Below are 20,970 nucleotides of genomic sequence, written 5' to 3' on the forward strand. Positions count from 1 at the left end.
TCAGCGCATCTCCTTGCGGGCGTTGTAGACATTCCAGACGAGGATCGGGGACACCAAGAGCATGATCACCATGGCGCTTGCCGATCCCACGCCCCAGTCGTTGGCGCGGAACAGTTTGTCGTACATGTAATTGGCCAGAACCTGGGTTTCCCACTGGCCGTTGGTCATGGCGAAAACGATGTCGAAGACCTTGAGCACGACAATCGTGATCGTCGTCCAGACCACCACGATGGTGCTGGCGATCTGCGGGATCTTGATCTTGAAGAACACCTGGAAGGGGTTGGCGCCGTCGACGATGGCCGCCTCGATGGTTTCCTCGGGGATGCCGCGCAGGGCGGCGCTGAGGATCACCATGGCAAAGCCGGTCTGAATCCAGATCAGCACCAGCATCAGCAGGATCGAGTTCCAGAAGGGGATGGTCAGCCACTGCTGGGGTTCGTCGCCACCAAGGGACAGGTAGATCGCGTTCATCACGCCGATCTGGTCCTGGTCGATGGGGCGGGTATCATAGACCAGTTTCCAGATCACCGCAGCGCCGACAAAGGAAATGGCCATGGGCATGAAGATCAGCGACTTGGCAATGGCACCCCAGCCGATCCTGTCGGTCAGTTGCGCGGCCAGAAGGCCGAACATGGTGGAAAAGGCGGGCACGATCAGCAGCCAGAGGAAATTGTTGGTCAGCGCCTCCCAGAACTTGGGCTCGCTTGCCATCTGGCTGTAGTTGGCCAGCCCGACAAAGGCGCCGCCCTGGCTGCGGTCGGTCAGCGACAGGCGCAGGGTTTCCACCACGGGATAGGCCAGGTACAGCCCCAGCGCGATCAGCGCGGGCGCAAGAAACAGCCAGGGGCGGATCATGTTGGCGCGGTTGATGTTGCGCCCCGCGTTCTTGCCGCGCGGCGGGAAAAGCACCTTGTCCAGAAATGCGTTGGAAAAATAGTAATAGGCCAGACATCCGCCGACGCCGATTACAACGGTCAAAAGACCCTGGAACGCTGGATGCATCCTTCCCCCCTGTCGTGTGATGTCGGGTCTGTTGCCCGATCGAGGGCGCGGGCGGTGGCCGCCCTGCGCCAGGTTCCGGGGCGCCGCGCGGGCGCCCCGGTTCAGACGTTTCCTACTTCAGTGCGTCCCAGCTGTTCTGGATCGCGGTCGCCACTTCGCCCGCGTCCTTGCCACCGGCGTAATCGACCATGCCGGTCCAGAACGAACCTGCGCCGACACCGCCGGGCATCAGGTCGGACCCGTCGAAGCGGAAGGTGGTCGCGCCCAGCAGAACATCGTTCAACGCCTTCTGGGTCGGATCTGCGAAGGTGTCGGTGTTCGCGCCCTTGTGCGGCGTCAGGAAGCCCGACTGCGCCATCCACAGCTCATGCGCCAGCGGCGTCTGAAGGAAGTCGATCAGCGCATGGGCGGCATCGTTCTCGTCGGTGATCGCCCAAAGCGTGCCTGCCCCCAGAACCGGCTTGCCCAGGTCCTTCTCTTCGTAGGCGGGGAAATAGAAGAAGTCGGCGTCCGCACCCACCATGGTGCCTTCGGGGAAGAAGGCGGGGATGAAGCTGGCCTGACGGTGCATGTAGCACTGCGGCGGACTGGAGAAGAGTCCCTTGGGGCTGTCGCGGAAATCGGTGCTGGCCACGGCGCCCGCACCTCCGGCAACATAATCGTCGTTGCGGGCGAACCAGCCGAATTCCTCGATCGCCTCGACGACACGCGGATCGTCAAACGGAATCTCGTTGCTGACCCACTGGTCATAGACTTCGGGCGGCTGGGTGCGCAGCATCATGTCCTCGACCCAGTCGGTCGCGGGCCAACCCGTCGCGCCACCGCTGCCCAGACCGATGCACCAGGGGGTTTCGCCGTCCTCGACCATCTGCTTGGTCAGGGCCTTCAGCTCCTCCATGGATTCCGGCACTTCATAGCCGGCATCCTCGAAGTTTTCGGGGACATACCAGACCAGAGATTTCACATCGACCTTGTAGAAGAAGCCGAACAGGTCGTCGTTGCCGTCCTTGTCCTTGTAGGTGCCCAGATCGACCCAGGACTGACCGGCGGCATAGTTTTCCTTCACCCACTCGCCGGTGTCATCACCCAGCGGTGTCAGGAACCCGCGCGACGCCATGTCGCTGGCCAGGCCCGGCTGCGGGAAGACGGCGACGTTGGGGGCCGAACCGGCCTCGGCGTCGACCACGATCTGCTGTTCGAAGCTGTCCGAGCCGGTATAACGCACATCGGCGCCGGTGGCGTCGGCGAAATAGGCCAGAACGCTTTCAACGAAGGCCTGGTCAGGGCCAAGCCAGGGGCCGAAGACGGTCAGTTGCTGACCGCTGAGGTCGACACCTTTCAGCGGCTCAAGGCTGTCCCAGCTGAAATCGCCCTCGCCCGGCGTGAACGGCATGTGGGCTTCGGCCTGCGCCATGCCCGTGGACAGCGCAACTGCGGCGGCCCCGGCAAATAGCAATCGATTCATGAAAAATCCTCCCGTGGTTCACGCGGCTTCGCGCGTCGTTGACAACAGCGCCCCAGAGTCGAGCCAAAGCGCTTTGAATGAAATGACCGTCGCTGATCGACAGCGTTCTGTCAATTCCCGATACGGATTAATGTAGCGAAACCAAATCGAAAGGCAAACAGGGCATGCTGCGTCGCGGCATTAACCGGCTTTGACCTTCCCATTGCGGTTGGATAAGGTCTTCAGGAAATTGAAAGCGCTTTGAAAATCGGGCCCGATGAACCTTCGTGAACTTTCCCAAGTCCTGGGCCTGTCCCAAACCACCGTCAGCCGCGCGCTGAACGGTTATCCCGAGGTCAGCGAGGCGACCCGCCAGAAGGTTGCCGCCGCCGCCCGCAAGCACAACTATCGCCCCAACACCCGCGCCAAGGGTCTTGCCACCGGGCGGGCCATGGCCATCGGTCATGTCATCCCGGTGTCGTCGCAGCACGAGGTGGTGAATCCCGTCTTTGCCGATTTCATCGCCGGGGCCGGCGAGATCTATGCAAGGCATGGCTATGACATGATGCTGTCACTGACCGGCAACCGGGAAGAGGCGCGCCTTTACCGCGATCTCGGGGCGAAACGCTCGGTCGACGGGATCATCGTCCATGCCCCGCGGGTCGAGGATGACCGGCTTGACCTCTTGCAGGACATCAACCTGCCCTTCGTGGTGCATGGCCGGTTCGGCGGCCCCACGGACGGGTACAACTGGCTGGACATGAACAACCGCCGCGCCTTTGCCCGGGCAACCGGGTTTCTTGCCGAACTGGGCCATCGGCGGATTGCATTGATCAACGGTTTGGAATCCATGGATTTCGCCGCCCGCCGCCGCGACGGATACCTTGAGGCGCTGAACAATCACGCCCTCTCGCCCGATCCGGCGCTGATGGTGTCCCACGAGATGACCGAATTCAACGGCTATGACGCCACGCTTGCCCTGCTTGACCTGCCCTGCCCGCCCACGGCGCTTCTGACCTCGTCCATGATCTCGGCGCTGGGTGTCCGGCGGGCCTGTCATGAACGGGGGCTGGTCATGGGGCGCGACATTTCCCTGATCAGCCACGACGACGACCTGTCGTATTTCCGCAATGGCGGGCGGGTGCCCGATTTCACCTCGCTGCGCTCACCCGTGCGCGATCACGGGCGGCGGGCGGCGGAAATGCTCCTGCGGGTCATTGACGATCCCGACTCAACCCCGATAACCGAACTGCTTGAGGCCGAACTCCAGATCGGCCTTTCAACCGGACCGGCCCCCGCGCCGCTTCGCCCCGCAAGACAAGGATGACACGATGAAGCTGACCCGCCGCGATTTTCCCCAAGGTTTCCTGTTCGGCGCTGCCACCTCGTCCTACCAGATCGAGGGCCATGCACAGGGCGGCGCGGGCCAGACCCAGTGGGATACCTTCGCCGCGACCCCCGGCAATGTCGTGGGGGCGCAGAACGGCGACCGGGCCTGCGACCACTACAACCGCATGGACGAAGACCTTGATCTGCTGAAGAACGGCAACTTCGATGTCTACCGCTTTTCCACAAGCTGGGCGCGTGTCCTTCCCGAAGGGCGCGGCACCGTCAACCAGGAAGGGCTGGATTTCTACGACCGTCTGGTGGACGGGTTGCTGGAACGCGGCCTGAAACCCGCTGCCACGCTCTATCATTGGGAATTGCCGGTGCAGCTGGCCGACCTGGGCGGCTGGCGCAACCGCGACATTGCCAACTGGTTCGCCGATTTCACCGAAGTCATCATGGGCCGCATCGGCGATCGCGTCTGGAGCGCGGCCCCCATCAACGAACCCTGGTGCGTCGGCTGGCTGAGCCATTTCCTGGGCCAGCACGCGCCCGGCATGCGCGACATCCGTTCCACCGCGCGGGCGATGCACCATGTCCTGTTGGCCCATGGCCGCGCCATCGAAACCATGCGCGGGCTGGGGATGAACAACCTGGGCGCCGTCTGCAACTTCGAATATGCCACCCCCGCCGATGCCAGCCCCGAGGCGGCCAAGGCGGCCACCCTTTATGATGGCTATTACAACCGCTTCTTCCTGTCGGGCATCTTCAACAAATCCTATCCCGCCGACGTGATGGAGGGCCTTGGCCCCCACATGCCCGAGAACTGGCAGGACGATTTCGACGTGATCGGCGCGCCCGTCGATTGGGTCGGCATCAATTACTATACCCGCAAGATCATCGCCCCCAACGATGGCCCCTGGCCCCACCACAACGAGGTGCCCGGCCCGCTGCCGAAAACCCAGGTCGGCTGGGAGATCTTCCCCGAGGGGCTTTATTCCTTCCTCAAACGCACCCACGAAGGCTATTCCCGCGGGCTGCCGATCTATGTGACCGAAAACGGCCTGGCCAACGACGACAAGCTGGTGAATGGCGCCGTCAATGACCGGGCCCGCATCGATTATCTGGATGCGCATATGGCCAAGGTGAAACAGGCCTGCGACGAGGGCATTCCGGTAAAGGGCTATTTTACCTGGTCGCTGATGGACAATTACGAATGGTCTCTGGGCTATGATCCGCGCTTCGGCCTGGTGCATGTGGATTTCGACAGCTTGCAGCGGACGCCGAAAGCGTCCTATCACGCGCTTGCCGCCGCCCTGGCGCGCTGAGCATTAGGCAGGTCATGACCGAATATCCGAAAGATACCCTTACCCTGGTCGCCGATATCGGTGGCACGAACACCCGGGTCGCGCTGGCCCGGAAAACCGCCATTCTGCCGGACACCGTGCGCCGGTTCCGCAACGCCGACCACGAAGGGCTGAGTTCGGTCCTGGGGCAATACCTGGATGAACAGGGCAATGTCGATTGTGCCGGGGCCTGCGTGGCTGTCGCGGGGCCGGTGCATGACGGCCAGGCCACGCTGACCAACCTTGACTGGACCATCGACCGCGACACCCTGGCGCGGGCCACGAAGGCCGAGAAGGTTTCGATCCTGAACGACCTGCAGGCCCAGGGCCATGCCCTGCACAACCTAGAACCGGCGAACCTGCGCTGTGTCATCCCCGGATCGCCCGGCGGCGCCCATGCGGCCAAGCTGGTGATCGGGGTCGGCACCGGTTTCAACGCCGCACCGGTCTACAACACCGAAACCGGCCGCTATGTCCCCCCGGCCGAGGCGGGGCATACCAACCTTCCGATCCGCACCGACGAGGATCTGCGCCTGTCGCGTTTTGTCGAGGCCGACCACGGGTTTCCCGCCATCGAGGACGTGCTGTCGGGGCGTGGCCTGGCACGCGTCTATAGCTGGCTGTCACAAGAGGCGGGCACCCGGCGCGATCTGCCCCCGGCCGACATCATGGAGGCGCTGGCCGCCGGCACCGATCCGCTGGCAAAGGAAACGGCGCGGGTCTTCACCCGGATGCTGGGCACGGTCACGGGCAACCTGGCGCTGAATACCCTGCCCTTTGGCGGCATTTACCTGGTGGGCGGTGTCACCCGCGCCATCACCCCCTACCTTGCCGATTACGGCTTTGCCGCGGCCTTCCGCGACAAGGGGCGTTTTGCCGATTTCGTCGATCAGTTCGCGGTGTCAGTCGTCGAAGACGATTATGCCGCGCTGACCGGCTGTGCCAGCCATCTTGAGGAACTGCCCGGCTGACCGGGCAACCCGGTCAGACATAGGCTCCCTGCGGCGCGAAACTTTCGGCGCGGGCGCGGTTCCAACGCTCAAGGTAGCCGCCGCCGCAGTCTTCGCCGCGCAGAAGAAAGCCCAAGGGCTTGTAGGGAAACACGGTTTCGCCGGTCACCATCTCGCCCGCCGCGTCGCGCTGAAGGAAGTGGTGCGGCAGGAAGGCGCGCGGGTCGGACAGCCCGGCGGCACCGGCCATTTCCGCCAGTGCCTTCATGGTGTTGCGATGAAACAGCGCGACCCGATTGGATTTGTCCGACACCACCAGCGCGCGCTGGCGCAGCGGGTCCTGGGTGGCCACGCCCACCGGGCAATGGTTGGTGTGGCAGGCCTGCGCCTGGATGCAGCCGATCGAGAACATGAAGCCACGCGCCGAATTGGCCCAGTCGGCCCCCAGTGCAAAGGCATGGGCGATGTCGAAGGCGTGAATCAGCTTGCCCGATGCGCCCAGCTTGATGTCATCGCGCAGGCCAGCACCGCGCAGGGTGTTGTGAACAAAGGTCAGCCCCTCGGTCAGTGGCATGCCGATATGGTTGGCGAATTCCAGCGGCGCGGCGCCCGTGCCGCCCTCCTTGCCATCCACGACGATGAAATCGGGGCGGATGCCGGTTTCGATCATCGCCTTGACGATGCACATGAATTCGCGCCGATGCCCGACGCACAGCTTGAAGCCCACGGGTTTGCCCTTGGACAGGTCGCGCAGTTTCTGAATGAAGTGGCACAGCTCAAGCGGGGTGGTGAAGGCCGAATGCCCCGCAGGCGAAATGCAATCCTTGCCCACCGGCACATGGCGCGCTGCGGCAATCTCGGGCGAAACCTTTGATCCGGGCAGCATCCCGCCATGGCCGGGTTTCGCGCCCTGCGACAGCTTGATCTCGATCATCTTCACCTGGTCGCTGGCCGCGCCCTCGGCGAATTTCTCGGGGTTGAAGGTGCCGTCGTCGTGGCGACAGCCGAAATAGCCCGATCCGATCTCCCAGATCAGGTCACCGCCGCCTTCGCGGTGATAACGTGAAATCCCACCCTCGCCGGTGTCATGGGCGAAACCGCCGGCCTTGGCCCCCTTGTTCAGCGCCGAGATCGCATTGGCCGACAGCGCGCCAAAGGACATGGCCGAGATGTTGTAAAGCGACGCCTCGTAGGGCTGGCGGCATTCCGGCCCGCCGATGGTAACGCGGATGTCGGGGTCTTCGATATGGCAGGGATTGACCGAATGGGTCAGCCACTTGTAGCCGGGTTCATAGACCTTCTGCTTGGTGCCGAAGGGGCGCGCGGCCTCTTCGCCCTTGGCGCGCTGATAGACGATGCTGCGCTCTTCGCGCGAAAACGGCTCTTCCTCGTTGTCGCCCTCGATCAGGTACTGGCGGATCTCGGGGCGGATCTTCTCGAAGAAATAGCGGATCTGCCCCAGCACAGGATAGTTGCGCAGAACCGAGTGATGGGTCTGGAACAGGTCGTGAATGCCCAGAAGGGTGCCGGCGCCGAAGATCACGACGCCGATCCACCCCCAGGGCGTGTGGTAAAGCCAGAGCAAGGACAACAGGAAGAGAAGAATCGCCGCCGCGAAAGTGGTGAATCGGATCAATTCGCTCAGTCTATGCATGTCTGCTCCATGGGCCGTTTCGTGTCAGGTGCGCACATCCGGCGCGGTTCTTCCAGTGAATTCACGGATTCCGGCGATCTGGTCGGCCCGTGCGATCATATCTTTAAGGGCATCCTGTGTATCCATGGTAAAGGTCGCCGGATCGTCCGAAACCTCTTCGATGTATACCCGCAGGGTCGCGCCCACGGTGCCGGTGCCCGAGAGGCGATAGACGATGCGCCCGCCCCCGGCGAAGGCAACGCGCAGCCCCTGCCCCGTGGCGCGCGATCCGTCCACCGGATCGTCATAGGCGAACTCGTCCGCGGATTCCACGGTGGCCCCCATCACGTCGCTGCCCACCAGATCGCCCAGTCGGGTGCGCAGCCGGTCCATCATGGTATTGGCCTTTTCGGCATCCACCGCCTCGTAATCGTGGCGGGAATAGAAGTTGCGCCCGAATTCGGCCCAGTGATCGTTCATCATCTCCTGCACCGACTTGCCGGTCTTCGCCAGGATGTTCAGCCACAGCAGAACCGCCCAAAGCCCGTCCTTTTCGCGCACATGGTCGCTGCCGGTCCCGGCCGATTCCTCGCCGCAGAGCGTGATGCGGCCGTCATCCAGAAGGTTGCCGAAGAATTTCCACCCGGTGGGCGTTTCATAGCAATCCAGCCCGCGCCTTGCCGCCACCCGGTCCAGGGCCCGGCTGGTGGGCATCGAACGCGCCACGCCCTTCAGACCCGCCGCATAGGCCGGTGCAATCCGGGCGTTGGCCGCCAGCACAGCCAAGCTGTCCGAAGCCCCCACATAGCAGCCACGCCCGACAATCATGTTGCGATCGCCGTCACCGTCGCTGGCGGCGCCAAAATCGGGGGCGCCGTCGCCCATCATCACATCCATCAGATCCTTGGCCCAGATCGGGTTGGGGTCGGGGTGGCCGCCGCCGAAATCGGGGCTGGGGGTGGCGTTCACCACGCTGCCCTTCGGGGCGCCCAGTGTGTCTTCCAGAATCGCCGTCGCATAGGGGCCGGTGATCGCGTGCATGGCATCGAAACGCAGCCGGAAGCCGGATTGGAACAGGGTGCGGATGGCGTCGAAATCGAACAGCTTTTCCATCAGCGCGGCATAATCGGCCACAGGATCGACAACCTCGATCTTCATGTCGCCCATCCCGCTGGTGCCCAGGGTCGACAGATCGGCATCCTGTGCCTCGTAGATCCGGTATTCGCTGATGGATTGCGTCGCGGCCACCATGCGGTTTGTCACCTCTTCGGGGGCCGGGCCGCCGTTTGGCATGTTGAACTTGACGCCGAAATCCTCGTCCGGGCCGCCGGGGTTGTGGCTGGCCGACATGATGATGCCACCATCCGTGGCGCGTTGGCGGATCAGATTGCTGGCCGCCGGAGTGGACAACAGCGCCCCCTGCCCGACGATCACCTTCGCCGCGCCCCCCGCCGCCGCCATGCGCAGGATCACCTGCGCCGCGCGGTCGTTGAAATAGCGCCCGTCGCCACCCAGAACCAGTGTCTTGCCCGCAACGCCGCCGATGGCGTCCCAGATCGCGGCGACGAAATTCTCAAGGTAATGGGGCTGCATGAACACGCGGGTTTTCTTGCGCAGCCCGCTGGTGCCGGGTTTCTGGCCCTCGATCGGGGCGGTCTTGACGGTGATAACGCTCATCTCGGTCCTCATCTTCCTGATGTTTTCATGATCTTTGCGGCCTCGGCCACCCCCGGATGGCGGGCCAGGTCCTGGGGCGCCACGCCAAGGCGGCGCCGCCAGTTGGGGTGATCGTAGACGGTTCCGGGCAGGTTTGGCTGTTCGATATGGGCCAGCGCATCCTCGGCCTGCACCGCCACCAGCCGCGATGGCGTGCCGGCCAGAAACCCGTTCAGCCGCCCGATGTTGGTGCCGCCGATCCGCCGGGCCAGCGCGGAAACCTCGCCCTCGCGCTGGGTGCGGGCGCGCGCGGCGACCTCGGCGTCGAGGCTGCCCAGGGCTTCGCGCCATTCGATATCCCGCGCCCGCCGCCAGCCGCGATAGGTGGCCAGGTCGTGGGTGGCGAAGGACGTCAGTACATCGGCGTCATAGGCCGCGGCGGGCTTGAAGGTGGGCTGCGCGGCATTCCAATCCTGTTCGAACATGGCGACCCGGCAGCCCAGAATTCCCGAGGCGGCCAGATCGGCATGCAGGCCCTCGGGGATGTTGCCCAGATCCTCGCCGATGATGACGGCCCCGACGCGCGCCGCCTCGATCCGGGCGACGGCCAGCAGCGCCGCCTTGGGCATGGTCACATATGCGCCGGGGGCATTCTCGGGCACCCAGAAGGCGCGTTCGAACCCCAGGATATGGTCGATCCGCAGCACCCGCGCAAAGCGAAGCTGGGCGCGCAGGATTTCCGCCAGCGCCCTGAAGCCGCTGCGCGCCAGGTGCAGCGGGCGCATGGGCGCCAGGTTCCAGCGCTGTCCATCGCGCGAAAAGGCATCGGGCGGCGCCCCCAGCGAACAGCCGGGCGCGAAAAGATCGGGGTCGCCCCAGGTTTCGGCCCCCTGGGGGTGGGTGCCCACCGCAAGATCAAGGTAAAGCCCCAGCGCCATGTCATCGGCGGCGTGGCGCACCTGGGCCAACTGCATCTCGGCGCGCCATTGCAGCCAGCTGTGAAACCGGATCGCATCGCCATGGGCCTCGGCGAATTCCGAGACCTCGGACGACAGCGGATCGCGCAGCGCCTCGGGCCAATCCGTCCAATAGGGGCCGTGGCGGGCCGAAAGCGCCTGGTGCAGCGCAAACCGGTGCAGCGCCGGCCCCTCGCCCGAAACGAAGGCATCGAAGTCGGCATCGCCCCCGAAGGCGGCCCATTGGTCCTCAAGCGCTTGTTTCTGGGCGCCCAGCACACTGGCGTAGTCAATCAGGTCGCCGTGATCGTCGGGCCTTGCGCCCGCGTCGATATGCAGGGTGGAAAACCGCCGCCGGCTTGAGGGCGAATAGGGGCTGAAGGCCATGGGATCGTCGGGAAAGCCCGCGTGAATCGGGTTGACCCCCACGAAGGCCGCGCCCTGCCCGGCCAGCCCCCGTGCCACTTCGGCCAGGTCGCGATAGCTGCCCACGCCGCCCTGCGCGGCGGTGCGCAATCCGTAAAGCGGCAGCGTCAGGCCCCAATGCGCCGCCGGGGCCGGCAGACGGCAGGGCGCGGCCAGAAGCCAGGTGTCATGCCCGGTCAGCGAAAGGCGGTGGATGCCCAGCGGCAGGGCCGGAAGCGGGCCGCGCCCTTCGCGCAACTCGCCGCTTTCCAGGGTCAGTTGCCATGCATCATCCACCATGGGGCCGGGACATTCGGCCTCAAGCACCAACCATTGCGGCAGCTTGCGCGCCTCGTCCTCTTCCGTCAGGGCGGCAAGGGCGTCGGACATGGCCTTGTCGGATGACGTGTCGAACCCCATGGCCCCGACCACGGCCGACAGGGTATCGGGGCCGGTGTCGTGCCATTCGCCGGTCTGGTCGCGATAACGCGGCATCACGCCCAGGCGGGCCGCCAGTTGCGCGAGCGCCGATGTCATGCCGCCTGCTCCAGCACCAGAACCAGCACGCTGTGGGCGGCACAGTCGATCTGCCCCGCCTCGGGCCGGGCGGGCGACGCGGGGCGGGCCGTGTCGATTTCGCACCGCCAGGCGCGCCCCTGCGCCGCTTCGGGCAGCGTGACCGAAACCGCATCGCCCGAGTTGAAGACGGCAAAGATCGCCGTTTCCGTGGCGCCATAGAAGGGCGTCCCCGAGGCGGTGCGCAATTCGGTGCAGATGCAGTTCAGCGCCGGGTCCTGCCATTGTTCATCGGAAATCGGCGCGCCATCGGGCATCCGCCAGAACACGTCGGCCTTGCCGTCGATGGCCCGTTCGTGGGCATGCAGGAACAGCTTCTGGCGCAGGATCGGATGATCGCGGCGCAGGGCGATCATCCGCCGCGTGAAGGCGTGGAAATCGCTGTCGGCCTTCGACCAGTCGATCCAGCTTATGGCGTTGTCCTGGCAATAGGCGTTGTTGTTGCCGCCCTGGGAATGGCCCACCTCGTCGCCCGCCAGGATCATCGGGGTGCCCTGCGACAGCAGCAGCGTCGCCATCAGGTTGCGCCGACGCTGCGCGCGGGCCGACAGGACGGCGGGTTTCTGGGTTTCGCCCTCGACCCCCATGTTGTCCGAGAAATTCTCGCCGTGGCCGTCCTGCCCGTCTTCGCCGTTCGCCATGTTGTGCTTTTCGTTGTAGGACACCACGTCGTTCAGGGTGAACCCGTCATGGGCCGTCAGGAGGTTCACCGAACTGGTGGCCGGGCGCCCGGAATGATCGAACTGCAGGGCCGAACCGGTCAGGCGGTCGGCCAGCGCGGGCGCCATGCCCTGGTCCATCCGCCAGAACCGGCGCACGGAATCGCGGTACTTGTCGTTCCACTCCATGAAAGGCGGCGGGAAGGCCCCCAGTTGATAGCCGCCGGGCCCGATATCCCATGGCTCGGCGATCAGTTTTGTGCCGGTCAGGACCGGGTCTTGCCGGATCGCATCGAAGAAGGCCGCCCCCCGGTCGAACCCGGTATCGGTGCGCCCCAAGGTCGAACAGAGATCGAAGCGGAAGCCGTCGACATGCATCACCTCGACCCAGTAGCGCAGGGAATCCATCACCATGCGCAGCACCATGGGGTGATCGACGTTCAGGGTGTTTCCGGTGCCGGTGTCGTTGATATAGTGGCGCGGACTATCGGCCAGGCGGTAATAGCTGGCGTTGTCGAGACCGCGAAAGGCCAGGGTCGGGCCCAGCTCGCTCCCCTCGCCGGTGTGGTTATAGACCACGTCCATGATCACCTCGATCCCGGCGGAATGGAACCGCGCGACCATCTGCTGAAACTCGGCGATCTGGCCGCGATGCAGATAGCGCGGCTCGGGCGCGAAGAAGCCCAGGGTCTGGTAGCCCCAGTAATTGGTGAGGTTCTTTTCCACCAGGAAACGGTCGTTCAGAAAGGCCTGGGCAGGCAGCAATTCGATCGCGGTGATGCCAAGGTCGGTGAGGTAATCCAGCATCGGATCGCTGGCCATGCCAAGGAAGGTGCCGGGCAGATCGACCGAGGGATGCAGTGCCGTCAGCCCCTTCACATGCGCCTCGTAGATCACGGAATTCTGGATCGGCGTTTGCGGCGCCTTGTCCCGCCCCCAGGAAAAAGCCGGGTCTTCGACCACGCAGCGGGGCATGTGCGGCGCGCTGTCCCGTTTGTCGAAGCTGAGGTCGCCATTGGGCGCGCCCAGCGTATAGCCCATGAGGGAATCGTGCCAGTCGGGGTGGCCGGTCAGGCGCTTGGCATAGGGGTCGATCAACAGTTTGTTGGCGTTGAACCGGTGGCCTTCCTCGGGGGCATAGCGGCCATGGGCGCGCAGGCCGTATTTCTGACCGGGGCGCATCCCCGAGACATAGCCGTGCCAGACGTCGCCATCGCGTTCGGGCAGGTCCAGGCGGGCGACCTCGTGCTTGCCGTCCTCGGAGAAGAGGCACAGAACCATGCGTGTCGCATGTTCGGAAAAGACGGCGAAATTCACGCCATCGCCATCGAAGGTCGCACCAAGGGGCGCGGCGCGTCCGGCTGTCATCACGAAGGGGCTTGTCATGGGGTGGCTGTCACTGTCCGGTAAAGCGCGGCGTAATCCGCCGCCGAGGTTTCCCAGCCCACGGGATGGGCCATGGCATTGCGTTGGATGCGGTTCCATGTTTCGGGCTGGGCGTAAAGGGCGCAAAGCTGGTCAAGCGCAGCCGACAGCGCCTGTGCGGTCACGGGGGCAAACTGAATGCCCGTTGCCACACCCGCGCGCAGGGCCGCGTCATTGGCCGGGATCACCGTATCGGCCAGCCCGCCGGTCAGCGCCACCAGCGGCACGGTGCCATAGCGCAGCCCGTAAAGCTGGGTCAGCCCGCAGGGTTCGAACCGCGATGGCACGAGGATCGCATCGCCGCCCGCCATCATCCGATGGCTTAGCGCCTCGTCATAGCCGATGCGCACGGCAAGGTTGTCGTAGTGATTGGCCAGATCGCTGAAGGCGCGTTCCAGCCCCTTGTCACCACTGCCCAGAAGTGCCAGCCGCCCGCCCCGCGCCAGGAAACCGGGCAAGGCGTCGATCAGCAGGTCCAGCCCCTTCTGTTCGCTGAGGCGCGAAATCAGAACGGCAAGCGGCCCGTCGCCTTCGGGAAGGCCGAATTCGTCCAGAAGGCGCGCCTTGTTTTCCGCCTTGCCCTCAAGCGATCGGTAGGGCGCGATTTCGGGATCGGTGGCCGGGTTCCAGACCTCAAGGTCGATGCCGTTCAGGATGCCGGAAAGATCGCCCGCCCGCGCCCGCAACACGCCATCCAGCCCCATGCCGAAATCGGGGGTCAGCAGTTCGCGCGCATAGGTCGGGCTGACCGTGGTCAGCTTGTCGGCATAGACAAGCCCGGCCTTCAACGCCGAAATCTGCCCCCAGAACTCCAGCCCCTCGGGGGTGAACATCCAGTGCGCCAGGCGCAATCCATCCAGCTTGGCGGCAGGTGCCAGGCCATGGAAGGCGACGTTGTGAATGGTCAGGATCGACTGCACATCGTGGATGCCAAGGCCGCGCAGATAGGCCGGCGCCAGACCCGCCTGCCAATCGTGACAGTGCAGGATCCGCGGACGCCAGCCCTCCGCCCCCTCGCGGGCGATGCGGGCGGCCATCCACGACAGGGCGGCGAAACGTTCGGGGTTGTCGCTCCAATCCTGGCCGGCGGCGTTCAGATAGATCGAACCGGGGCGATCATAAAGGTGGGGGGCGCGCAGGATCAGCAGGTCAAGCGTACCGGCCCTGGCCTCCACCACCTCGCCCCGGCCACCGAACAGATCATCCTCGGCCAGAACCACCTTGCCGAGGTCGGCCCTTGCCAGAACGGAAGGATAGCCGGGGATCAGGCTGCGCATCGCCACGCCCTGCCCGGCCATCGCGCCCGGCAGCGCGCCGACCACATCGGCCAACCCGCCGGTCTTCACCAGCGGGGCGCATTCCGACGCAACCGACAACACCTGCATCATTTCGAGGCGGCCCGCGCGTTCAGCATGTCCTGCGTGATCAGCGTCACGCCGCCCTCGGAAACGCGGAACCACTTGTTGTCCTCGTCCGGGTCGATCCCCACGTGCAGCCCCTCGGGAATCTGCACGCCCCGGTCGATCACCACCTTGCGCAGCTTGGCGTTCCGCCCGATCGTCACATAGGGCAGCACCACCGCCTGTTCGAGGCTGGAATAGGAATTCGTGTGCACCTGGGTGAACAGCAGGCTTTCCCGGATCTCGGTGCCGGAAATCACGCAGCCCCCCGCAACCAGAGATGAAATCGCCATGCCCCGCCGGTCGGGTGCGTCGTGAACGAACTTGGCCGGGGGCACGGACTCGGAATAGGTCCAGATCGGCCACTGCTTGTCCCACAGGTCAAGGTCGGGGGTGAAACCGGTCAGATCGATATTGGCCTTCCAGAAGGCGTCGATGGTGCCCACATCACGCCAATAGGCCGGGGCCGAGGCATCGTGTTTGACACAGCTGTTTTCAAACCGGTGCGCCATCGCCTTGCCGTTCTTCACGATCTCCGGAATGATGTCGCCGCCGAAGTCGTGGGATGAATTGCTGTCCTCGGCATCGCGGATCAGCAGTTCGCGCAGAAAGCTCCACCGGAAGACATAGATCCCCATCGAGGCCAGCGTGACCTTGGGATCATCGGGCGTGCCCGGCGGATCGGCGGGTTTTTCCAGAAAGCTGGTGATGCGGTCCTGCGCGTCGATATCCATGACGCCGAATGCGCTGGCCTCTTCCCGCGGGACGGTCAGGCAGCCGATGGTCACGTCCGCGCCGGTATCGACGTGCTGTTGCAGCATCATCTCGTAATCCATCTTGTAGATGTGATCACCCGCAAGGATCAGGACATATTCGATGCCATAGCTGTCGATGATGTCGATGTTCTGGGTCACGGCATCGGCGGTGCCCAGATACCACTTGTTTTCCGATACCCGTTGCGAGGCGGGCAGGATATCAAGGTATTCGTTCCGCTCGGCCCGAAAGAACGACCAGCCGCGCTGACAATGGCGGATCAGCGAATGCGCCTTGTATTGCGTGGCGATGGCCATCTTCTTGATGCCGGAATTCAGGGCGTTGGACAGCGCGAAATCGATGATGCGCGTCTTGCCACCAAAGAAGACCGCCGGTTTCGCGCGGCTGTCGGTCAGTTCCTTCAGGCGGCTGCCCCGCCCCCCCGCCAGTACGAACGCCATGCTTCTGCTGGACAGTCTCGCGTTTGGTGTCGGCATCTTTTCCCTCCCTAACAGGACTCGTTGGTCCGTTTGCCTTCGGCGGATTGTCCGCCGTTTCTTGCGATGCACCCCTCGTGCATCGGTTGCGTACCGCCCTTGCCCGGGGGCGGCGCCAGATCGCGTCGGCCCTAAACCTTGACGAAGATCAGGGTCGAAAGCGGCGGCAGAACCACCCTGGCCGAGGCCGGTTGCCCCTGGTGGGCCACATCCTTGCCCTTGATGGCACCCATGTTGCCCCGGTTGTCCCCGCCATAAAGCGCGGCATCGGTGTTCAGAACCTCGCGCCATGTGCCGACCTGCGGCAGGCCGACATGGTAATCGGTACGCTCGACCGGGGTGAAGTTGCAGATCACCACGACCTCGGGATCGCCCGCCTTGCCACGCCTGATCCATGAAAGCACCGAATTCTCGGCATCGTTCACCTCGATCCATTGAAAGCCGGCGGGATCGCAATCTTTCACATGCAGCGCGGGTTGTGCGCGGTAAAGGGTGTTCAGGTCACGCACCAGCGCCTGAATGCCCCGGTGCGCCGGATCGTCCAGAACGCCCCAGGTCAGCTCGGTGTCGTGGTTCCATTCGCCCGGCTGGGCAAATTCCTGGCCCATGAACAACAGCTTCTTGCCCGGATGCCCCCACATGAAACCGTAGTAAGCGCGCAGGTTGGCGAATTTTTCCCAGGTGTTGCCGGGCATCTTGGCCAGCATCGACCCTTTGCCATGCACCACCTCGTCATGGGAAATCGGCAGGATGAAATTCTCGGAAAAGGCATAGTGGATGCCGAATGTCATCTGGTTGTGGTGGTGCCTGCGGTAAAGCGGGTCTTTCTCCATGAACGACAGGGTGTCGTTCATCCAGCCCATGTTCCACTTGTACCCAAAGCCAAGCCCCCCGGCATCGACAGGCTGAGACACCCCGGGAAACGAGGTGCTTTCCTCGGCCACCGTCATGATGCCCGGCTGCTGGCCGTAGGCGATGGTGTTGGTGTTGCGCAGCATGGCGATGGCTTCGTAATTCTCGCGCCCGCCGTCCTTGTTGGGCACCCATTCACCCGGCTGGCGGCTGTAATCGCGGTACAGCATCGAGGCCACGGCATCCACGCGCAGCCCGTCGACGTGGTATTCCTCAAGCCAGTACAAGGCGTTGGAGACAAGGAAATTGGCCACCTCGGTGCGACCGTAGTTGTAGATGAGGGTGTTCCAGTCCTGATGAAACCCCTCGCGCGGGTCGGCGTGTTCGTAAAGTGGCGTGCCGTCGAAGCGGCCCAATCCGTGCGGGTCGGCCGGGAAATGCCCCGGCACCCAGTCAAGAATCACGCCGATGCCCTTTTCATGCGCCGCCTCGACCAGGTTGCGGAATTCATGGGGCGGGCCGTGGCGCACCGTGGGTGCGAAAAGGCCCACTGGCTGATACCCCCAGGACCCGTCGAAGGGATATTCGCTGATCGGCATCAGCTCGATATGGGTGAACCCCATGTCGGCCACATAATCGATCAGCTCTTTCGCGGCCTCGACGTAGGACAGCGGGCGGTTGTTGTCGTCGGCATGGCGGCGCCATGAGCTTAGGTGCACCTCGTAGACACTGATCGCGGCGTCGCGGGCATTGTGGGCCTGGCGGTTGTTCATCCACCGGGCATCCTGCCAGCCGTAACCACGAATGTCGCGCACCACGGATGCGTTTTCCGGCGGATGCTGGCTGCCAAAGCCCACCGGATCGGCCTTCAGCGGCTGCAGCGTGCCGTCGGGGCCGGTGATCTCGTACTTGTAGACTTCCTTGTCGCCGACGCCGGGGACGAAAATCTCCCACACGCCTGTCGCACCACGCCGGCGCATCAGGTGGCGCCGCCCGTCCCAGTGGTTGAAGCCGCCCACCAGGCTGACGCGCCGCGCGTTCGGCGCCCAGACGGCGAAATGCGTCCCCTCGGTGCCCTCGTGTTCCATCACATGGGCGCCCAGAACGGTCCAGATGCGTTGATGGGTGCCCTCGCCCAGAAGGTATTCATCCATCTCGCCCATGACCGGGCCGAAGCGATAGGCGTCCTGCATCTCCCATTCGGTGCCAGACTTGTCGCGCCCCACCAGGGTATAGGGCTTGCCCCCCGGCACCTTGCCGGAGAACACGTTCAGATCGTCGAAAACCCGGTCCAGCGGATAATCCTTGCCCCCGATCCGCGCCGCCATGGAAACCGCGCCGTGATCGACGGTGGTCACCCAGGTGGCGCGCCCGCGCTTCTGGGAGCCCAGAACGGCAAAGGGGTCGTCATGGCGCCCGTCATGTAGGTCCTGCGCCATGTCGCGCCCTATGCCATGGGCCGGCGCCTTCTTTTCAAGCGGCGCCTTGGCGGCAGGTCTGGCGGGGGTCTTGGCCTTGGGTTTTGGTGTTTTCATGTCTCACACGGTAAGTCATTTCACAAACCGAACAACCCTTCGCAGCGCCGTCCGTTCCCCCGGGCCGGGGATTTATGCCCCGGCCTGCACCGCCTTTGCATCCCAGACATCGGCCATGTAGCCGCGGATCGTCCGGTCGGACGAGAACCACCCCGACCGCGCCGTGTTCAGCAGCGCCATCCGCATCCAGTGCTCGCGGTCGCGGTAGGCGGCATCGACTTCGCGTTGGGCGCGCCAGTAGTCGGTGAAATCGCTGGCCACGACAAAGTAATCGTGCCCGGCCAGGTTGTCGGTGATGGCATGGAACAGCGTCGGATCGTCCTTGCTGAATTCCCCGTCCGAGATCGCCTTGGCGGCGCGGGCCAGACGCGGATCGGCTGCAATCGCCTTGGCGGCGTGGTTCTCGACCTCGCGCCGGGCCACCACCTCTTCGGCGGTCATGCCAAAGAGGAAGAAGTTGTCGGCCCCCACATGTTCGCGGATTTCCACGTTGGCGCCATCCAGCGTGCCGACGGTCAGCGCGCCGTTCAGGGCGAATTTCATGTTGCCGGTGCCGCTGGCCTCCTTGCCGGCGGTCGAGATCTGTTCCGACAGGTCCGAGGCCGGGATAAGCCGTTCGGCCAGGGTGACGTTGTAGTTGGGCGGATAGACCACCTTCAGCCACTTCGACGTGACCGGATCGGCATTGAGAACCTGCGCCACGTTGTTGATAAGATGGATGATCTGCTTGGCAAAGACATATCCCGGCGCCGCCTTGCCGCCAAAGATCTTCACCCGCGGCGTCCAGTCGCCGTTGGGGTTGTCGCGGATCTCCTGCCACAGGGCGATGGCTTCGAGGATGTTCAGGTGCTGGCGCTTGTATTCGTGGATGCGCTTGATCTGCACGTCGAACATGGCCTCGGGGTCGATGGCGATGCCCTGGGTTTCGGCGCACCAGTTGGACAGTTCGTCCTTGTTGGCCCGCTTGACGGCGGCGTAGTCAGCGACAAAGCCCGCGTCGTCCGCCAGCGGTTCCAGATTCTTCAACTGCTCAAGGTCATCGACCCAGCCTTCACCGATGGCCCCCGTGATCAGCCCCGAAAGCCCCGGATTGGCCGACAGCACCCAGCGGCGCGGAGTCACGCCGTTGGTCTGGTTCACGATCCGCTCGGGGTGCAGTTCGTGCAGTTCCTTGAACACGGTTTCCTTCATCAACCCGGTGTGCAGCGCGGCGACGCCATTCACCCTGTGGCCCATGATGAAGGAAAGTTCACCCATCTTCACATCGCCATCCTCGACGATGGAAAAGCTGCGGTTCGGGCGCGCCGCCTGGTGCTGGGCGTCGATGCGTTCGATGATCTGCATGTGGCGCGGCAGTAGGTCGCCCATCAATCCCACGCTCCAACGCTCCAGCGCCTCGGGCAGCAGGGTGTGGTTGGTATAGCTCAGACAGTTGCGCGCCACGTCGATGGCGGTTTCCAACTCCATCCCGTTCTCGTCATGCAGCAGGCGGACAAGTTCGGGCCCCGCGATGGCGGGATGCGTATCGTTCAACTGAATCGCCACGCGGTTGGGCAGTTGGGTCAGGTCGTCGCATTCCGATTTGAACCGGCGCAGGATGTCGCGCAGGGAGGCGGCGGTAAAGAAGAACTCCTGCTTCAGGCGCAGACGCTTGCCCTCGGGCGTGGTGTCATCGGGATAAAGCACGCGGGAAATGGTGCGCGCCAGCGCCTCGGGCTCGGCCGCGCCATAGTAGTCGCCGGCGTTGAACCGGTCGAGATCGAACAGCTTGGTCGGCTTGGCCTCCCACAGGCGCAGGGTATTGGCCCAACGCCCCTTCCAGCCGACGATCGGCGTGTCGTGGGCCTTGGCGATCACGGTTTCTTCGGGCGTCCAGACCTGGCCCTGCACCTTGCCGCCGAACCCAATGGTATAGGCGGATTCCGGCCGCTCGAATTCCCAGGCGTGGGTCTGTTGAAGCCAGTCCTCGGGCGCCTCTTTCTGGCGGCCATCGTCAAAGCTCTGCTTGAACAGCCCGTGTTCATACCGGATGCCATAGCCATAGGCCGGACACCCGATGGTCGAGAGCGATTCAAGGAAACAGGCCGCCAACCGGCCCAGCCCGCCGTTGCCAAGGGCGGCGTCGGGTTCATCGGCCAGAACCGTCGGCAGGTCGACCCCGTAGGCGCGCAGGGCCGCGTCGGCCACATCCATCAGGCCCAGGTTCACCACAGCATCCTCAAGCAACCGCCCGATCAGGAATTCCATCGACAGGTAATAAACACGCTTGTGCTGCCCGGCATAGGTGGCGCGGGTGCTGGCAAACCAGGGATCGACGATCCGGTCGCGCACGCTCAGCGACAGGGCGATACGCCAGTCGGTGATCTGTGCATGGGCGGGGTCCTTGCCCAGCGAATAGGTCAGATGACGCGCGATGGCATCGGCAAAATCAGCGGATTTATCAGTGGCGGACAAGTGGAATCCTTTCGAAGATCGGGGGCCGCGGCGCCTTGTTAGCGGTAACCGTCGGTGTCTTGTTGTCGACTGGCGCGCATATCGCAAGCGCTTTGGCTTGA

The 20,970-nt window shown here is 64.2% G+C and carries 13 protein-coding genes; 3 read left to right on the plus strand and 10 right to left on the minus strand.

Going from position 1 to position 20,970, the window contains the following annotated elements; translation table 11 throughout:
- On the minus strand, positions 1 to 1,002 hold the full coding sequence (locus H7828_RS09630) for a carbohydrate ABC transporter permease (protein WP_226780819.1): 1,002 nt from the start codon (positions 1,000 to 1,002) through the stop codon (positions 1 to 3).
- A gap of 112 nt (positions 1,003 to 1,114) precedes the next feature.
- The gene (locus H7828_RS09635; protein ID WP_226780820.1) at positions 1,115 to 2,467 is read right to left on the minus strand and encodes an ABC transporter substrate-binding protein; all 1,353 of its coding nucleotides are present in this window, start codon (positions 2,465 to 2,467) and stop codon (positions 1,115 to 1,117) included.
- A 256-nt stretch (positions 2,468 to 2,723) separates the two neighbouring features.
- On the opposite strand from H7828_RS09635, the gene H7828_RS09640 reads away from it, so the two are divergent.
- The 3 genes from H7828_RS09640 to H7828_RS09650 are packed head-to-tail and all read left to right on the plus strand — an operon-like array spanning position 2,724 to position 6,089.
- Complete coding sequence (locus H7828_RS09640) at positions 2,724 to 3,773, plus strand: LacI family DNA-binding transcriptional regulator (protein WP_226780821.1); 1,050 nt, start codon at positions 2,724 to 2,726, stop codon at positions 3,771 to 3,773.
- A gap of 4 nt (positions 3,774 to 3,777) precedes the next feature.
- Positions 3,778 to 5,100, plus strand: a complete 1,323-nt coding sequence (locus H7828_RS09645) for a GH1 family beta-glucosidase (RefSeq protein ID WP_226780822.1) — start codon at positions 3,778 to 3,780, stop codon at positions 5,098 to 5,100.
- Positions 5,101 to 5,114: 14 nt separating this feature from the next.
- Complete coding sequence (locus H7828_RS09650) at positions 5,115 to 6,089, plus strand: glucokinase (RefSeq protein ID WP_226780823.1); 975 nt, start codon at positions 5,115 to 5,117, stop codon at positions 6,087 to 6,089.
- Between the two features lie 13 nt (positions 6,090 to 6,102).
- On the opposite strand, the gene H7828_RS09655 is transcribed toward H7828_RS09650, so the two are convergent.
- The 8 genes from H7828_RS09655 to H7828_RS09690 all read right to left on the minus strand — a co-directional run bounded on the left by H7828_RS09655 (position 6,103) and on the right by H7828_RS09690 (position 20,869).
- Entirely contained in the window at positions 6,103 to 7,722 is a 1,620-nt protein-coding gene (locus tag H7828_RS09655) for an FMN-binding glutamate synthase family protein (RefSeq protein ID WP_226780824.1), read from the minus strand.
- 24 nt (positions 7,723 to 7,746) lie between these two features.
- Complete coding sequence (locus H7828_RS09660) at positions 7,747 to 9,378, minus strand: alpha-D-glucose phosphate-specific phosphoglucomutase (RefSeq protein ID WP_226780825.1); 1,632 nt, start codon at positions 9,376 to 9,378, stop codon at positions 7,747 to 7,749.
- A gap of 8 nt (positions 9,379 to 9,386) precedes the next feature.
- The gene (gene malQ / locus H7828_RS09665) at positions 9,387 to 11,255 is read right to left on the minus strand and encodes a 4-alpha-glucanotransferase (RefSeq protein WP_226780826.1); all 1,869 of its coding nucleotides are present in this window, start codon (positions 11,253 to 11,255) and stop codon (positions 9,387 to 9,389) included.
- Complete coding sequence (glgX, locus tag H7828_RS09670; protein WP_226780827.1) at positions 11,252 to 13,339, minus strand: glycogen debranching protein GlgX; 2,088 nt, start codon at positions 13,337 to 13,339, stop codon at positions 11,252 to 11,254. Before glgX ends, malQ begins: the two co-directional genes overlap by 4 nt.
- Positions 13,336 to 14,766: a glycogen synthase GlgA gene (glgA, locus tag H7828_RS09675; protein ID WP_226780828.1), complete on the minus strand. Its 1,431-nt coding sequence runs from the start codon at positions 14,764 to 14,766 to the stop codon at positions 13,336 to 13,338. The genes glgX and glgA overlap by 4 nt, the downstream gene beginning before the upstream one ends.
- Positions 14,763 to 16,028 (minus strand): glucose-1-phosphate adenylyltransferase, encoded by a 1,266-nt coding sequence (glgC, locus tag H7828_RS09680; protein WP_226780829.1) that lies wholly within the window; start codon positions 16,026 to 16,028, stop codon positions 14,763 to 14,765. Before glgC ends, glgA begins: the two co-directional genes overlap by 4 nt.
- 131 nt (positions 16,029 to 16,159) lie before the next feature.
- A complete protein-coding gene (gene glgB, locus H7828_RS09685) occupies positions 16,160 to 18,319 on the minus strand; it encodes a 1,4-alpha-glucan branching protein GlgB (protein WP_226781114.1) in 2,160 nt (719 codons plus the stop codon).
- A 168-nt stretch (positions 18,320 to 18,487) separates the two neighbouring features.
- Positions 18,488 to 20,869, minus strand: coding sequence for a glycogen/starch/alpha-glucan phosphorylase (locus tag H7828_RS09690; RefSeq protein ID WP_226780830.1), 2,382 nt, complete (start codon positions 20,867 to 20,869; stop codon positions 18,488 to 18,490).
- Between the last annotated feature and the right edge of the window lie 101 nt (positions 20,870 to 20,970).

Source organism: Oceaniglobus trochenteri, assembly GCF_020529025.1.
Classification (GTDB): Bacteria; Pseudomonadota; Alphaproteobacteria; order Rhodobacterales; family Rhodobacteraceae; genus Oceaniglobus; species Oceaniglobus trochenteri.

Coding starts and splice junctions, on each gene's coding strand:
- H7828_RS09640 (WP_226780821.1), top strand. CDS start 2,724: ATGAACCTTCGTGAACTTTCCCAAGTCCTGGGCCTGTCCCAAACCACC.
- glgX (WP_226780827.1), bottom strand. CDS start 13,339: ATGACAAGCCCCTTCGTGATGACAGCCGGACGCGCCGCGCCCCTTGGT.
- H7828_RS09655 (WP_226780824.1), bottom strand. CDS start 7,722: ATGCATAGACTGAGCGAATTGATCCGATTCACCACTTTCGCGGCGGCG.
- malQ (WP_226780826.1), bottom strand. CDS start 11,255: ATGACATCGGCGCTCGCGCAACTGGCGGCCCGCCTGGGCGTGATGCCG.
- H7828_RS09630 (WP_226780819.1), bottom strand. CDS start 1,002: ATGCATCCAGCGTTCCAGGGTCTTTTGACCGTTGTAATCGGCGTCGGC.
- glgB (WP_226781114.1), bottom strand. CDS start 18,319: ATGGCGCAGGACCTACATGACGGGCGCCATGACGACCCCTTTGCCGTT.
- glgA (WP_226780828.1), bottom strand. CDS start 14,766: ATGATGCAGGTGTTGTCGGTTGCGTCGGAATGCGCCCCGCTGGTGAAG.
- H7828_RS09645 (WP_226780822.1), top strand. CDS start 3,778: ATGAAGCTGACCCGCCGCGATTTTCCCCAAGGTTTCCTGTTCGGCGCT.
- glgC (WP_226780829.1), bottom strand. CDS start 16,028: ATGCCGACACCAAACGCGAGACTGTCCAGCAGAAGCATGGCGTTCGTA.
- H7828_RS09635 (WP_226780820.1), bottom strand. CDS start 2,467: ATGAATCGATTGCTATTTGCCGGGGCCGCCGCAGTTGCGCTGTCCACG.
- H7828_RS09650 (WP_226780823.1), top strand. CDS start 5,115: ATGACCGAATATCCGAAAGATACCCTTACCCTGGTCGCCGATATCGGT.
- H7828_RS09660 (WP_226780825.1), bottom strand. CDS start 9,378: ATGAGCGTTATCACCGTCAAGACCGCCCCGATCGAGGGCCAGAAACCC.